This is a genomic window from Rhizobium sp. RM (genome assembly GCF_013390595.1).
Classification (GTDB): Bacteria; Pseudomonadota; Alphaproteobacteria; order Rhizobiales; family Rhizobiaceae; genus Agrobacterium.
The window spans coordinates 520622-534238 of the sequence record NZ_JACAWV010000022.1; the positions used below are offsets into that span (position 1 = coordinate 520622).

Here is a 13617-nt window from a genome sequence, read left to right on the forward strand (position 1 = left end):
GGCCCCCCAGCGGGACCGGCTTTTCTGATTCAGCAAGACTTGAAAGACGGCTCAGAGAAGGCCGAGTTCAGCCAGTTCCCGTCTCAGCTCCAGCGGCATATCTTCGCCGCCGCTACTCGTTCCGCCGAGATCACGTGGCGCTTCGGGATCGTTCAGGTAACGCCAGCCCTGAAACGGGCGTTTTGGCGCAGGTGACGTCTCGATCACCTCAGGGCCGAGCACCAGATCGCAGCGGGAAATACCGTCTTCACCCTTGAAGGAGCGAATATCGAGAAGCTTCTGGCGCGCCTGCACCTGCCCTTTGATGACCCAGTAGAGCGAGCCGCCATCGAGCAGCTCTTCGACGCGCTTGGGTATCATCCGGGTCGTATGGACGCTGTGCGGCTCAAGGCCTGCCGCGATATTGATAAGCGAGCGCTGCGATACCCAGTCCCGAAGGTCCTCGATCGAATCCGCGCCGACGCAGAGTTTTATGAGATGGAGAGGCATGGCTCTATCAATGCCTTTTTGGCCTGGGCGTCAAGCATGGGAATGCGGGCGGGACCTGAAGTCCCGCAGTTCAACATTCGACGACGTTGACGGCCAGACCGCCGGTCGAAGTTTCCTTGTACTTCTCGCTCATGTCGTTGCCCGTCTGCCGCATCGTCTCGATGCAGGCGTCGAGCGGCACGAAATGCTGGCCATCGCCCTTGAGCGCCAGAGATGCCGCCGTAACCGCCTTGACGGCGCCGAGTGCATTGCGTTCGATGCAGGGCACCTGCACCAGACCGGCAATCGGATCGCAGGTCATGCCGAGATGATGCTCGAGAGCAATTTCAGCAGCATTTTCGATCTGCTCTGGCGAACCGCCCATGACGGCGGCAAGTCCCGCCGCAGCCATGGCGGCGGCAGAGCCCACTTCCCCCTGACAGCCGACTTCCGCGCCGGAAATCGAGGCATTGTGCTTGATGATGCCGCCGATGGCCGCAGCCGTCAGCAGAAAGTCCCTGACATCGTCGACCGTTGCATCTTCGTGGAAATGGCGGAAATAGCGTACCGTTGCCGGCACAACGCCGGCTGCACCGTTGGTCGGGGCAGTAACGACACGTCCGCCCGCGGCGTTCTCCTCGTTCACCGCCATTGCATAAACGCTCAGCCAGTCATTCGCCATGACCGGATTGAGCCGGTTGCTGCGCCATTCGGCATTGAGCTTTTCATAGATGGAATGGGCGCGGCGCCGAACCTTCAAACCGCCGGGCATGATGCCTTCGACTTTCAGCCCCCGCTCGATACAGCCGTTCATCGCCTCCCAGATCTGGTCGAGACGAGCATTCAACTCGTCACGGGACACGACGGTTTCTTCGTTTGCGCGCTTCATCTGCGCAATGGTGCGGCCGGAGCGCTGCGCCATGTCGAGCATTTCTCTTGCTGTGGCAAACGGATACGGCACGCGCGGACCATTATCGATGGTCTTGCCGCGCTGACGAATGGCGTCCAGTTCCGTGTCGGTGACGACGAAGCCGCCGCCGACCGAATAATAGATGCGCTTCACAAGCAGCCTGTCCTGATTGTCGTACGCCGAGAAGGTCATGCCGTTGGCATGGCCGGGCAAAGGGTTCTTCTTGTCATAGACAAGATCTTCCGCCGGACGGAAGATGTAGGACGGATGGCCGGGCGGCGAGACAATGCCGCTTTTCTCGACCTCGGCAATGATGCCGTCCATCGCATCCGGATCGACGAGATCGGGACGCTGACCCGTCAGGCCCAGGATCACCGCGCGGCCGGTTCCATGTCCGATACCGGTAAAGGCAAGCGATCCATGCAGCGTGACGCGGAAACGGGCAACGGTGGCGCCGGCAGGGCGTGGCCATTCATCGCTGAGGATGAGATCGAGAAAACGGTTCGCTGCGGTCATCGGCCCCATCGTATGAGAGCTCGAAGGACCGATACCGATCTTGAAGACGTCGAAGACCGAAAGAAACATGACATTGCCCTGAAGAATAGATTCACATGGCCATCATATCCAATGCCCTGACGGATCGCCACCGGTGCATTGGCCCGAAAGGCAGAACGCAATTTTCGGAAAAATCCGACGTGTCGGCAAGAACGAAGAGCGTCATGGGCTGAAACGGCTGCGACATATTCGAAGCCAAAACGAAAACAGCACGGTCTCAAGAGGAGAACCGTGCCGTTTCAAAACCTGTCATTCAGGAGAATGCTTATGGGCTGCCAAAAATGTACGTCAATGCGAGAAATGCGGCAAAGCCTGCAAGTGCGCGTAGTGTAACGCCCCAGCAAGATTTCTGAGCGGTTTCTTCCATGATTACTCCAGCTGTTCACTCTCCGGGCGGCCTTCAGCTCAGCCCGTTGGTGAAGCATTTATTAAAATCTCGCGGCGAACGCAAATGCAAAAAACGGCGAAATGTAGGCATTTGCGATAAGCTGCCATTCGCGAGGCGCATAGCTACATGAAAAAACAAGGCCTTAGCAGCGGGCATTTTTCCCGCCCGATTTTCCGACCGCCGCAATTTAGACCAAAGTGTAACTGTTCGATGAATGCAGCGCAAAACGGGCTGTTGATAACCTCTGTTCGGCGACGGCTGCCAAGGGCTTGAAAGCCCCGTCCCGCTGCTTTATCCCGTCGAAAAATTGAACTGGAAACGAGGCAACACAGTCGATGCAAGCAGCGTCATCTTTTCCCGATCGCGAAACCGTAGCGTCGAAACTGGCGTCCTTGTCTGCAGAGGACAAATCCTGGCTCGCACTGTTGATGGAAAATGCCGTGCAGGACGAAAACCTGCTGGAAGGCGTCCATCTTTATCTCGACCAGCAGGCGGGAGCGCCTTTCCTGAACAGCCTGAAACTGGAAGCCTGCGGTGAGTGGATCGGCGCCAACGCGCCTGCCCGCCTGCAGATCAGGCTGGCAGAGACGGCAAAAGCCGGCCAGCATCCGGCCTATCTGGCATTCCGCAAAGGCCTGACAAAATCGGCCGGCCTTGAGAAAGCCTACCCCAAGGCGCCGATCTGAGGCGTCAGGCTACCGGGTTTCAATCCGGCACCTTCTCGACCACGGCGATGATCGGCCCCATCTGAAACAGCGAATCCCGGCGCTTCATCGCCGGTATGTCGACGCTCGAAATCGTGCCGTCGAGATAAAGCGCGTTAGGGGAATCGAGCACATCGCGAAACAGGGTGGCGAAATCGTAGAAGCGAACCGTGCTTTCCGAGATCACGAAATGCACAAAGCCGTCGCGCGAGACGCCAACACCGTTGCGACGCTTGAAACTGTCGCTATCCGGCAGGAAACGTGGGTGAAGCTGGTCGTCGATCACCAGCATCGGCCCGGACTGCGTCGCGAAATCCGGCTTCATTCCCGCCGCAACATAGGCTTCTGTCGCCAACACGCCGGCCGTTTGCCCGTTGAGGTAAAACACCCCGTTCGGCAGCAGATGGAAATTGCCCCAACCATCATTGGTGACAATCGGTGAGCGCTCGATACCGTTTTCGATGAAGAGCCCAACCGGCGAATAGTCTTGATGGTACATGCCGCCATTCATGGCAAAGACGCTGAACATGTGTTGTCGCCACAGGCCGGACGAGAGACTGGCAAAAGAGCCATACCCCTCGCCGGAGACATGGTCGCGATCATAGATCCGGATGTCGCTTCGGGTCGGATCAAAACTGCAAACAAGATAGCGGCCGCCGGCGTGGTCAATGGCCTTGCAAAAATCCGGGTGCGCGCCAGCATCAGCCGAGAACGGCAACAGCAGCGGCACCAGCCACGTCATCAGTCTTTTCATCAATTGTCCGTTCACGCCTTCGCGCCAATGCAACGGCGCGATTCTTTTCAGCGCGGACGTTGCGGGCAGAATGCGGGCAAAGAAAAGGCGCCGCCCTGCATGCAGGGTGACGCCCTATCCGGAAAAGGGAAGAATTCTTAGCGACGGGCGGCGCGATCTACGCTGCGGCCGGCGTCCTGCGTCGCATCAACAGCATTTGCCGTATCCCGGCCCACGCCGCGGATGGTGTTGCCGCAAGAGCTGAGTGTCACGACTGTTACGATGGCGACGGCAAAAACAGAAACGATGCGTGTGATCATGTGAATAACTCCCCTAAGGCTTGCCGCTCCAGGGCAAGCACCAATGTGATAAGCCTCACAGTAACGTGAGCCGTAAAAAACGGTTCCATCGGCAATTCAAAAAATACAACCGCAAAATTAACCGGGTTTTGAAGCTCTGCAGGCATGGTCTTTCAAACTGGAAAAAGCGCGTGAACGAAATGAGTGAACCGAACAAGCGATTGCTGGTGATGACGGCGGGTGGTGCCAACCCGAACGTGATGATCAACGCTCTCGCGACGCATTTTCCGGATATCCATGTTTTTCTGGAAAACCCTGAGGGCAAAGGAGAGATTTTCAAGCGTCGTGCACGCCGCCTCGGCTGGCTGACTGCCGCAGGCCAGATGGGCACGATGGTTGCCTCGAGGCTCGGCAAACGTTTCACCGCCAGACGAACGGCTGAGATCATTGCCGAACACGGCCTCAACGCAGAAATCGGCAGCTCGATCCCGGTGGCGCGCTTTTCCTCCCTGAACGATGAAGACTGCCACAGGGCAACCGAAAAACTGCAACCTGCCGTGATTTTTACCATCTCGTGCCGGATCTTGAAGCCCAGGACACTGGCAAGTTTTGAATGCCCCGTCATCAACTTTCATGCCGGTATAAACCCGGCCTATCGTGGCCAGATGGGTGGTTACTGGGCACTGGTGGAAAATGACAAAGGCAATTTCGGTGCGACGGTGCATCTCGTCGACAAGGGCGTAGACACAGGCGCAACGCTTTATGAAATGCGCCTGAAACCGGCACGCAACGACACGATCTCCACCTACCCCCTGCTCCTCACAGCCGGATCGATCGATATCGCCGTCAGCGCCATCGAGGATGCACTGTCAGGTAGCCTGTCGCCGCAGCCGCCTCTGCCGGGAAAATCCGTACTGCGATATCCGCCGCCGCTGTGGACCTGGCTGTGGAACGGCGTGACGCGACGCATCTGGTGATCCGTCACCGGGCAAAGCGCCCAAGCCGCGTCGCAGATGCAAGGCTGTCTTGCCGCAACGGGTAAAGACGCAACCGCAAAAAACGTGCATGATAATCAAAAGGAACATGCACAAATTGTCCAGAATTTCAGCCTCCATAGAAGCCTCACCGGCGCAGGTGCTGGGCTCCGAGAGCCTCGCAAACCTCTTTCCGCCCGCAACCGCCGTCTACCTGACCGACCTCGGACCGACGTCACAGGACAGGCTTGTCGAGGCCGCGAAGCATCTGCGCGATCTGGGTTACAACCCGGTTCCGCATTTTGCCGCCCGCAGGCTGCCATCGCATGACAGGTTCGAGACGCTGGTCAAACGTCTCGCCGACGAAGCGGAGCTGACAGATGTGCTTGTCATTGGCGGCGGCGTGGACAAGGCCGCAGGCCCGTTCTCGTCCAGCATGGAGCTTCTGGAAACGGGAATCTTCGACAGTCTCGGCATCAGGCGTATCGGCGTTGCCGGTCACCCGGAGGGCAGCCCCGATTTCAGTGAGGAGACCGCACTCGCAGCCCTGAAGTTCAAGCAAGATTTTGCCGAACGCAGCGACGCCTCGATGCATATCGTCACGCAGTTCGGCTTTGACGCTGCCCGCTTCATAGGCTGGGCGGAAGGCCTTGCCGCCTCCGGCATCGATCTGCCTGTGCATATCGGCGTTTCCGGCCCGGCCAAGATCACCACTCTGGTGAAATACGCAGCATTATGCGGGGTCGGCAATTCGATCGCCTATCTCAAGAAGAACGAGCTCTCCCTGACCGCGCTGGCCAAGGGCCACTCGCCGGAAGGTGTTGTCGGCCCGATCGAGAGACACTGGCAGGAAAACCCGGCAGGCCCCATCCGCCAGATTCATGTCTTCCCATTCGGCGGGCTGCAAAAATCGGCAGAATGGCTGAGGGAGCGCGGAAGCTGGCAATCGAACGCCGACGACCGTGATAACCTACCCGGCTCTCTCGCCGGGTAAGGGTCCTTCGTACCATCAGGCGGCTTTGGCAGCATCCAGAAACGCGTTGCGAATGCTCTCGGCAACGGCCTGGATGGGGCGTGACGGCTTTTCACCGACAATCAGGCGAATATCGAAACAGCCGAGTTCGGGAAGCCCTTCCTTGTCCCCGAGAATGACCATGTCGTTCTGCACATAGGATCGCGGCAACGGCGCAATGGCGAGATCGGCGATGATCGCCGCACGCTGCGCCATGGTGTGACCGCTGAGATAGGCGACGCGGAAATTGCGCCCGCGCTTTTCAAGCGAGTTGATTGCCTCGGAACGCCAGATGCAACCCTCTTCCCATATGGAAATCGGCAGCGGATCGCGAAGATGGGCCGTTCCGCATTTTGCCCCCGTCCAGACAAGACGTTCGCGCATCAGCACCTCGCCGGTATCGCGCAGCGGATGGGAGGCACAGTTCACAAGCGCCAGATCGAGACGCCGCTCATCCATGCGCTTATAGAGATTGGAACTGGAATCGATCGTGACATCGATCATGATTCCCGGAAACGCCTCGGCAAAACGCTTGAGAATGCCGGGCAGAAGCCCGCGCTCACCAATGTCTTCAGGCGCACCGAGGCGCACGACGCCAGAAAGCTCCGGCATGACAAAGCGCGACACGGCCTCGTTCGACAAGGCAATCATGCGTCGCGCATAGGTCAAAAGCGTCTCGCCATGCGCCGTCAGCGTCACGGAGCGGGCATCGCGCAGGAACAGCGTCGTCTTCAACTGTTCCTCAAGTTTCTTGATCTGCATGGAAACGGCGGATGGCGTTCTGAACACCACTTCGGCGGCCGTGGAAAAGTTTCCGGTTTCGGCAATCGCCACGAAGGTTCTCAAAATGTCGTTGTCCAACAACGGCAGGGGTTGGCGGAACGTAACGGTCATAGCGCTCACCTTCAAATATTTTGATTTATAGATGGATATCATTTCGTTTGATTGAATGTCAACAATCCTGCACGATCCCAGTCAACAAGGAGGCGCCAGCAAAGAATGCACGACATTCATGGCGTCCACCTCGCCAAGTTCTCCGCTTCCCCTGGTGGGCGGAAAAGCAAGCCTGTCTTGCAGCACAGACGTTCTCAGGAACGATGCATAACATTGATGAATGATATAAAATTCATTCGTTTGATTGATGAAAAATCCAGGCGCATACCGGAATGGTAATCGAGATCGTGGTTACGGAAAGGATCAAGAGATGACCATGGTACACACGCATCCAACCGCAAGCCGTTCAAGTGCACGGCTAACATCAACTGTCTGGCTGCACCGTCTGGCCGGCTATGTTTCGGAGTTTGCTGCCGCACGGCGCCGCGCCAGAATGATGCGCGCACTGGAAGCACTGCCCCCTGAGACATTGAAGGATATTGGATGGCCAACGACGGACAACAACCGCGCCCGTATCGTGCGCAAATAGAACAATGACGGCTCGCAATCGAAAAATGATTGCGAGCCGCATTTTTATTTTCGGAAAGAAGCCCTTCCAGCACCGGGCGATGCCTATTTTAAAAGCGGCCTGACGCCTCTTTTCAAAGCGATCAGCAAAATTTGCATATTTCAAAAGCGCTTTTTTGACAGCCCCATATCCGCGACGTATTTTGCGTCTAATATGTCGCATACAGGATATCCAGAACACCAATTCCAAGCAAGGAATTGCGTATTCGCAAAGGAGCCGGGCAAATGAGCAAATCGTCCCAAAAGAAACGCTCGATCGTCTTTTTTCTTGTTCCGCAATTTACCCTGCTGCCGTTCACGGCCGCCGTCGAAACGTTACGCATCGCCAATCGTATGCTGGGCTATAAGGCCTATGAATGGCGCCTTGCGTCTGCCGATGGTCAGAAGGTCATGTCATCGAGTGGCATCTGTCTTGAGGCCGACACCTGTCTTGCCGACGAGCGGCGCTATGTCAGCGGTGAAAACCGGCCTGAAATGGCGATCATCTGTTCCGGCATCGATGTCGATCAATACCACAACAAATCCGTCAACGCCTGGCTTCGCGAAGCCTACAACCGCGGCATTTCGATCGGAAGCCTCTGTACGGGCGCCCATATCCTAGCTCAGGCGGGCCTGTTGAACGGCAAGAGATGTGCGATCCACTGGGAAAACCTGCCCGGCTTTTCCGAAGCCTTCCCGCAGGTGGAAGTCTACGCCGATCTCTACGAAGTCGATTCCAACATCTACACCTGTGCCGGCGGCACCGCGTCGCTGGACATGATGCTGAATCTTCTCAGACAGGATTTCGGCGACAACCTCGTCAATCGTGTCTGCGAACAGCAATTGACCGACCGTGTCCGCAACCCGCACGACCGCCAGCGTCTGCCTTTGCGCGCGCGCCTCGGCGTGCAGAACAACAAGGTCCTGTCGATCATCGAACTGATGGAAAGCAATCTTGCCGAACCGCTGTCGCTGCTCGACATCGCCGATGGCGCCGATCTTTCACGCCGCCAGGTCGAACGCCTGTTCCGTCAGGAAATGGGTCGCTCCCCTGCCCGTTATTATCTCGAAATCCGCCTTGACCGGGCCCGCCACCTTCTCGTTCAGTCGGCCATGCCCGTGGTCGAGGTCGCGGTTGCCTGTGGTTTCGTCTCCGCCTCGCATTTTTCCAAATGCTACCGGGAAATCTACAACCGCACCCCGCAGCAGGAACGGGCCGAACGCAAGCTGGTGCTCAGCGCATCCCGCATGGCCGCAGCAAGCCAGGGTAAAGCCGCGCACTGAAAGCGCGGCTTCAGCATTGCCTCCTGCCAATCGGTTTCAATGATCGCGCTACCGCCGGATCATATCCGGGTGACACGGTTCAGGACCGCCCTACATTCATGAGAACGGCCTGACGGCATGGACCAGATCCTCAGCCGTGAGACCAAGCCCTGCCCTTTGCCCCGCCTCGCCGTGCAACCAGACACCGGCTGCCGCAGCCTCAAAAACGGGCACGCCCTGTGCAAGCAAGGCGCCAATGATCCCGGCCAGCACGTCGCCAGATCCGGCCGTTGCCAGAGACGACGGCGCATTCGTATTGACGAGCGCCCTGCCATCCGGCGCGGCGATGACGGTATCCGCTCCCTTGTAGACGACGACAGCCCCGCTGCGCGCCGACGCTGCCTGCGCCCGTTCGACCTTGCCAAGTGTGGCATCGCCCGCAATGTCAGGAAACAGCCGCGCAAATTCGCCCTCATGCGGCGTTATGACGAAGTGCCCCTTGCCTGACGCCATCAGCGCAAACAGGCTTTCCGGCTTTTCCTTGAACGCCGTTATGCCATCCGCATCGAGAACAAGTGAAGCGTCCCCGAGAAGAGACACGAAAGCACGCGCCTTCTCAAGATCGCCAAAGCCGGGACCGAGAACGAAGGTGGCGTGTCGTTTATCCCGCAGCCAAAGACCAAGTTCCTCGACGGTGTCGAGTGGTGAGGTCATCACCGCAGTCAGTGTAATCGACAGAATATCCAGTGCGGTTTGCGGGGCAGCCACCGTGACGATGCCGGCTCCAGCCTTCAATGCGGCAAGCGACGTCATGCGCGCCGCACCCGTGGCGTGCGGCGGCCCGGAAAAGACAGTCAGATGACCCCGTTTGAACTTATGCGTTTCCGCGTCAGTTCGCGGCAAGGCGTGTTGCCACAACTGCGGATGATTTTCTGCCACCTTTCCGGCCTGCGCGGCAAGAATACGTTGGGGGATGCCAATGTCGAACACCTCAAGCACGCCGCACAATTCCCGCCCCGGCAACAGGACATGACCGGGCTTGCGCATCATGAACGTCACGGTTCGCGCCGCAGCGAACGCCGCCCCGAGCGCAACACCCCGCCTGCCGCAAAGCCCTGAAGGCAAATCCACTGCAATGACCGGAAGCTTCGCCGCCGCAACAGCCTCGATCAGCCGCTTCACCTCCAAAGGTACATCACGGGAAAGCCCCGCCCCGAAGATGGCATCGACCACCACATCACCGACACTCGGTTCGTAATCCGCCAGGGGCAAAGGCCTCGTTCCGCTCCGCTCATAGGCAAGACGGGCGTCACCCTTGAGATTTGAAGCGTCTCCCAGCTGATAGACAGCGACATCGGCGCCGGCGGCCGCAAGCGCGCGCGCAGCCACGTAACCGTCGCCACCATTGTTGCCACCCCCGCACAGAACCACGAAACGGTGAGCGTCGGGATAATGCCTGAGCGCTGTCGCGGCCACAGCCTGCCCGGCCTGTTCCATCAGGCCAAACAGGGCAATTCCGGACTGTCCTGCCGCCGCATCAACGCGGGACATGGCTTCAGGATCGATGAGGCAGAGAGAGGATTGGAAGATCATGCCCGAATATTCACCTCAAAACACACCGAAAGGCAATCGACACAAAAATGGGCAAAACAGAAAGATGTAAATTAATGCAAATGCATAAAATATAACCACCACATGATTTCCAAACCGCGCCTCAATGCGAATATGGCGCAGCTCTAAAATACGGAAAATAAGTCACATTTAACTCGGTTTTTTCCGATTTTTGCGAGAAAATCTCTGAAAACCACCCGGAAGCGCATGCATTTTGCCTGCAACTGTCCCTGAAACGAACTTTTTTCTTCACGCCCGCTTCCGATCTGGCACAATACGTGCATTCTTGTCGCAGAGCGGGAATAACCTGCTTTAACGGGAGAAGCGGAGAGATATTTTCTCATGAAAAAGATCGAAGCGATCATTAAGCCTTTCAAGCTCGATGAAGTGAAGGAAGCCCTTCAGGAAGTCGGACTGCAGGGAATCACGGTCACGGAAGCAAAAGGCTTTGGTCGTCAGAAGGGCCACACTGAACTCTACCGCGGTGCAGAGTACGTTGTGGACTTTTTGCCGAAAGTGAAAGTCGAAGTTGTATTGGCGGATGAAAATGCGGAAGCCGTTATCGAGGCAATCCGCAACGCGGCTCAGACCGGGCGCATCGGCGACGGAAAGATTTTCGTTTCCAATGTGGAAGAAGTCATCAGAATTCGAACCGGTGAAACAGGCGTGGACGCCATATAATCAAAACCAAATCCTGAGCCGGGGAGGCTCAGGTTTTTCACCTCGTCATCATCACACTCAAGGAAATCCTATATGACGACCGCAAACGATATCCTGAAGCAGATCAAGGACAACGACATCAAGTTCGTAGACCTGCGCTTTACCGATCCCAAGGGCAAGCTGCAGCACGTCACGATGGATATTTCGTGCGTCGACGAAGACATGTTCGCTGACGGCGTCATGTTCGACGGCTCCTCGATCGCAGGCTGGAAGGCCATCAACGAGTCCGACATGGTGCTGATGCCCGATCCGGCAACTGTCCACATCGACCCGTTCTTCGCGCAGTCCACCCTCGTTATCCTTTGCGATATCCTCGACCCGATCTCCGGCGAAGCCTATAACCGCGACCCGCGCGGCACTGCCAAGAAGGCAGAAGCCTACCTCAAGGCTTCCGGTATCGGCGATACCGTCTATGTCGGCCCCGAGCCTGAATTCTTCGTCTTCGACGACGTGAAGTACAAGGCTGACCCTTACAACACCGGCTTCAAGCTCGATTCTTCCGAACTGCCGTCCAACGACGACACCGACTACGAGACCGGCAACCTCGGCCACCGTCCGCGCGTCAAGGGCGGCTACTTCCCCGTACCGCCGGTCGACAGCCTTCAGGACATGCGTTCTGAAATGCTGACGGTTCTGGCCGAAATGGGCGTCGTTGTTGAAAAGCATCACCACGAAGTGGCCTCCGCCCAGCACGAACTGGGTGTGAAGTTCGACACGCTGGTTTCCAGCGCCGACAAGATGCAGATCTACAAGTACGTTGTGCACCAGGTCGCCAACGCCTACGGCAAGACGGCAACCTTCATGCCGAAGCCGATCTTCGGCGACAACGGCTCGGGCATGCACGTTCACCAGTCGATCTGGAAGGGTGGCAAGCCAACCTTCGCAGGCGACGAATATGCTGGCCTGTCGGAAAATTGCCTCTACTACATCGGCGGCATCATCAAGCATGCCAAGGCAATCAACGCCTTCACCAACCCGACCACCAACTCCTACAAGCGTCTGGTGCCGGGTTACGAAGCGCCGGTTCTGCTCGCCTACTCCGCGCGCAACCGTTCCGCATCGTGCCGTATTCCGTTCGGCTCCAACCCGAAGGCAAAGCGCGTCGAAGTTCGCTTCCCTGACCCGACCCAGAACCCCTACCTCGGTTTTGCGGCGATGCTCATGGCTGGCCTCGACGGCATCAAGAACAAGATCCACCCCGGCAAGCCGATGGACAAGGATCTCTACGACCTGCCGGCCAAGGAACTGAAGAAGATCCCGACCGTCTGCGGTTCGCTGCGCGAAGCACTGGAAAGCCTGGACAAGGATCGCAAGTTCCTGACCGCCGGCGGCGTGTTCGATGACGACCAGATCGACAGCTTCATCGAGCTGAAGATGCAGGAAGTCATGCGCTTCGAAATGACGCCGCATCCTGTCGAATTCGACATGTACTACTCGGCCTGATTACCCTTCGGACGCCGCAAAGGCGCCCGGACCGGTTTCGGCGGCTTTCCCAGGAAAGCCGCCGTTTTCATTTGAAACAAAGCCTGCTGATAAAAACCATGTCCACATCCCCCGCCTCCCAGCCCGCTGCCCGCACGACCGACTGGTTGATCTTTCTGGCCGTTCCGATCTTCTTTTCAAGCAACGTCATTTTCGGGCGCGGCGTCATTGGTGAAGTGTCGCCGTTTACGACCGCTTTCATTCGCTGGATCGGCTCCAGCCTGATCATTGCACCCTTCATGATTGCCGACTGGCGCAACTGCGTTCAGTTCATCACGAAGAAGACCGTGCTGTGGCTCTGCCTCGGCATTCTCGGCATGGGTATCTGCGGCGGCGTGGTCTATTGGGGGCTGACGGAAACAACCGCCTCAAACGGCACGCTGATCTACACGACTTCGTCGTTGTTCATCATCCTCTTCCAGCGGATCTTTCAGGGGCGGAAGATCAAGCCGCTGGAAATGATCGGCATGATGATCGCCTTCGTCGGCGTCGGTGTGATCGTTCTCAAAGGCGACATTAATGCGCTGTGGCATCTGAATTTCAACATCGGCGATTTCGCCATCCTGACCGGGGCCATTTCGTTTGCGATCTATTCCATGCTGTTGCGTGAGCCGGCAGCCCGCAGCATGGCTTCCCTCAGCCTTTTTGGCCTGATCGCCTTTTCCGGCGCGCTGGTTCTCTTGCCGCCTGCGGCGATCGAGGTCGCGCACGGCGGCATGCTGCCAACCACCCTCACCGCCTGGGCCAAGATCGGCGGGATCATCCTCTTCGCGTCGCTGCTGGCGTTTTATTGTTTCACCCATACGGTGCGGGTTTTCGGCCCTGCAACGGCAGGCATCACGCTCTACATGATGCCGCCGATCTCGATCGTCATGGCAACCATGTTCCTTGGCGAGACCTTTGAAACCTACCATGCCATCGGCATCGTGCTGGTCACCGGCGGTGTCGTCCTTTCCACGGCGCCAATCGGGCGCCGATAGGACGCGATCCGCCGGCCCGACACCTCAAGGACTTGATATTTCCTTGCGCGCCCCCACATCATGTAGGGAAAGGAAGGT

General features: G+C 57.7%; 14 protein-coding genes. 8 read left to right on the plus strand and 6 right to left on the minus strand.

Features of this window, described 5'->3' with window-relative positions:
• Positions 1-51: 51 nt before the first annotated feature.
• Both HWX89_RS19070 and HWX89_RS19075 read right to left on the minus strand, forming a co-directional pair.
• Positions 52-489 carry a DUF1489 family protein gene (locus HWX89_RS19070; protein ID WP_138793813.1) on the minus strand — a complete coding sequence of 146 codons (438 nt, stop codon included), beginning with the start codon at positions 487-489 and terminating at the stop codon, positions 52-54.
• Between the two features lie 70 nt (positions 490-559).
• Positions 560-1963: an L-serine ammonia-lyase gene (locus HWX89_RS19075; protein WP_138793814.1), complete on the minus strand. Its 1404-nt coding sequence runs from the start codon at positions 1961-1963 to the stop codon at positions 560-562.
• 693 nt (positions 1964-2656) lie between these two features.
• On the opposite strand from HWX89_RS19075, the gene HWX89_RS19080 reads away from it, so the two are divergent.
• The gene (locus HWX89_RS19080) at positions 2657-3007 is read left to right on the plus strand and encodes a hypothetical protein (protein WP_138793815.1); all 351 of its coding nucleotides are present in this window, start codon (positions 2657-2659) and stop codon (positions 3005-3007) included.
• A gap of 19 nt (positions 3008-3026) precedes the next feature.
• Here HWX89_RS19080 and HWX89_RS19085 read toward each other — a convergent pair whose 3' ends face one another.
• Complete coding sequence (locus HWX89_RS19085) at positions 3027-3779, minus strand: phosphodiester glycosidase family protein (RefSeq protein WP_138793816.1); 753 nt, start codon at positions 3777-3779, stop codon at positions 3027-3029.
• Between the two features lie 137 nt (positions 3780-3916).
• Positions 3917-4078 carry an entericidin domain-containing protein gene (locus HWX89_RS19090; protein ID WP_138793817.1) on the minus strand — a complete coding sequence of 54 codons (162 nt, stop codon included), beginning with the start codon at positions 4076-4078 and terminating at the stop codon, positions 3917-3919.
• Between the two features lie 179 nt (positions 4079-4257).
• Here HWX89_RS19090 and HWX89_RS19095 point away from each other — a divergent pair, with 179 nt between their 5' ends.
• Positions 4258-5034 carry a formyl transferase gene (locus tag HWX89_RS19095; protein WP_138793924.1) on the plus strand — a complete coding sequence of 259 codons (777 nt, stop codon included), beginning with the start codon at positions 4258-4260 and terminating at the stop codon, positions 5032-5034.
• 88 nt (positions 5035-5122) lie between these two features.
• A complete protein-coding gene (locus tag HWX89_RS19100; protein ID WP_138793818.1) occupies positions 5123-6025 on the plus strand; it encodes a methylenetetrahydrofolate reductase in 903 nt (300 codons plus the stop codon).
• Between the two features lie 15 nt (positions 6026-6040).
• Here HWX89_RS19100 and HWX89_RS19105 read toward each other — a convergent pair whose 3' ends face one another.
• A complete protein-coding gene (locus tag HWX89_RS19105; RefSeq protein ID WP_178340839.1) occupies positions 6041-6979 on the minus strand; it encodes a LysR family transcriptional regulator in 939 nt (312 codons plus the stop codon).
• 268 nt (positions 6980-7247) lie between these two features.
• Here HWX89_RS19105 and HWX89_RS19110 point away from each other — a divergent pair, with 268 nt between their 5' ends.
• On the plus strand, positions 7248-7466 hold the full coding sequence (locus HWX89_RS19110) for a DUF1127 domain-containing protein (RefSeq protein WP_138793820.1): 219 nt from the start codon (positions 7248-7250) through the stop codon (positions 7464-7466).
• Between the two features lie 263 nt (positions 7467-7729).
• A complete protein-coding gene (locus HWX89_RS19115) occupies positions 7730-8767 on the plus strand; it encodes a GlxA family transcriptional regulator (RefSeq protein WP_138793821.1) in 1038 nt (345 codons plus the stop codon).
• A gap of 96 nt (positions 8768-8863) precedes the next feature.
• On the opposite strand, the gene HWX89_RS19120 is transcribed toward HWX89_RS19115, so the two are convergent.
• Positions 8864-10339, minus strand: coding sequence for an NAD(P)H-hydrate dehydratase (locus tag HWX89_RS19120; protein WP_138793822.1), 1476 nt, complete (start codon positions 10337-10339; stop codon positions 8864-8866).
• A 360-nt stretch (positions 10340-10699) separates the two neighbouring features.
• Here HWX89_RS19120 and HWX89_RS19125 point away from each other — a divergent pair, with 360 nt between their 5' ends.
• The 3 genes from HWX89_RS19125 to HWX89_RS19135 all read left to right on the plus strand — a co-directional run bounded on the left by HWX89_RS19125 (position 10700) and on the right by HWX89_RS19135 (position 13539).
• Positions 10700-11038: a P-II family nitrogen regulator gene (locus tag HWX89_RS19125; protein WP_003515720.1), complete on the plus strand. Its 339-nt coding sequence runs from the start codon at positions 10700-10702 to the stop codon at positions 11036-11038.
• A 72-nt stretch (positions 11039-11110) separates the two neighbouring features.
• Entirely contained in the window at positions 11111-12520 is a 1410-nt protein-coding gene (glnA, locus tag HWX89_RS19130) for a type I glutamate--ammonia ligase (RefSeq protein WP_138793823.1), read from the plus strand.
• A gap of 98 nt (positions 12521-12618) precedes the next feature.
• Positions 12619-13539, plus strand: a complete 921-nt coding sequence (locus HWX89_RS19135) for a DMT family transporter (protein ID WP_138793824.1) — start codon at positions 12619-12621, stop codon at positions 13537-13539.
• The last annotated feature ends 78 nt before the right edge of the window (positions 13540-13617 follow it).

Bases quoted from the DNA above. Each gene is read 5' to 3' on its own strand.
- HWX89_RS19120 (WP_138793822.1), bottom strand. From the start codon at position 10,339: ATGATCTTCCAATCCTCTCTCTGCCTCATCGATCCTGAAGCCATGTCC.
- HWX89_RS19115 (WP_138793821.1), top strand. From the start codon at position 7,730: ATGAGCAAATCGTCCCAAAAGAAACGCTCGATCGTCTTTTTTCTTGTT.
- HWX89_RS19095 (WP_138793924.1), top strand. From the start codon at position 4,258: ATGAGTGAACCGAACAAGCGATTGCTGGTGATGACGGCGGGTGGTGCC.
- HWX89_RS19080 (WP_138793815.1), top strand. From the start codon at position 2,657: ATGCAAGCAGCGTCATCTTTTCCCGATCGCGAAACCGTAGCGTCGAAA.
- HWX89_RS19100 (WP_138793818.1), top strand. From the start codon at position 5,123: ATGATAATCAAAAGGAACATGCACAAATTGTCCAGAATTTCAGCCTCC.
- HWX89_RS19085 (WP_138793816.1), bottom strand. From the start codon at position 3,779: ATGAAAAGACTGATGACGTGGCTGGTGCCGCTGCTGTTGCCGTTCTCG.
- HWX89_RS19075 (WP_138793814.1), bottom strand. From the start codon at position 1,963: ATGTTTCTTTCGGTCTTCGACGTCTTCAAGATCGGTATCGGTCCTTCG.
- HWX89_RS19070 (WP_138793813.1), bottom strand. From the start codon at position 489: ATGCCTCTCCATCTCATAAAACTCTGCGTCGGCGCGGATTCGATCGAG.
- HWX89_RS19135 (WP_138793824.1), top strand. From the start codon at position 12,619: ATGTCCACATCCCCCGCCTCCCAGCCCGCTGCCCGCACGACCGACTGG.
- glnA (WP_138793823.1), top strand. From the start codon at position 11,111: ATGACGACCGCAAACGATATCCTGAAGCAGATCAAGGACAACGACATC.
- HWX89_RS19125 (WP_003515720.1), top strand. From the start codon at position 10,700: ATGAAAAAGATCGAAGCGATCATTAAGCCTTTCAAGCTCGATGAAGTG.
- HWX89_RS19110 (WP_138793820.1), top strand. From the start codon at position 7,248: ATGACCATGGTACACACGCATCCAACCGCAAGCCGTTCAAGTGCACGG.
- HWX89_RS19105 (WP_178340839.1), bottom strand. From the start codon at position 6,979: ATGATATCCATCTATAAATCAAAATATTTGAAGGTGAGCGCTATGACC.
- HWX89_RS19090 (WP_138793817.1), bottom strand. From the start codon at position 4,078: ATGATCACACGCATCGTTTCTGTTTTTGCCGTCGCCATCGTAACAGTC.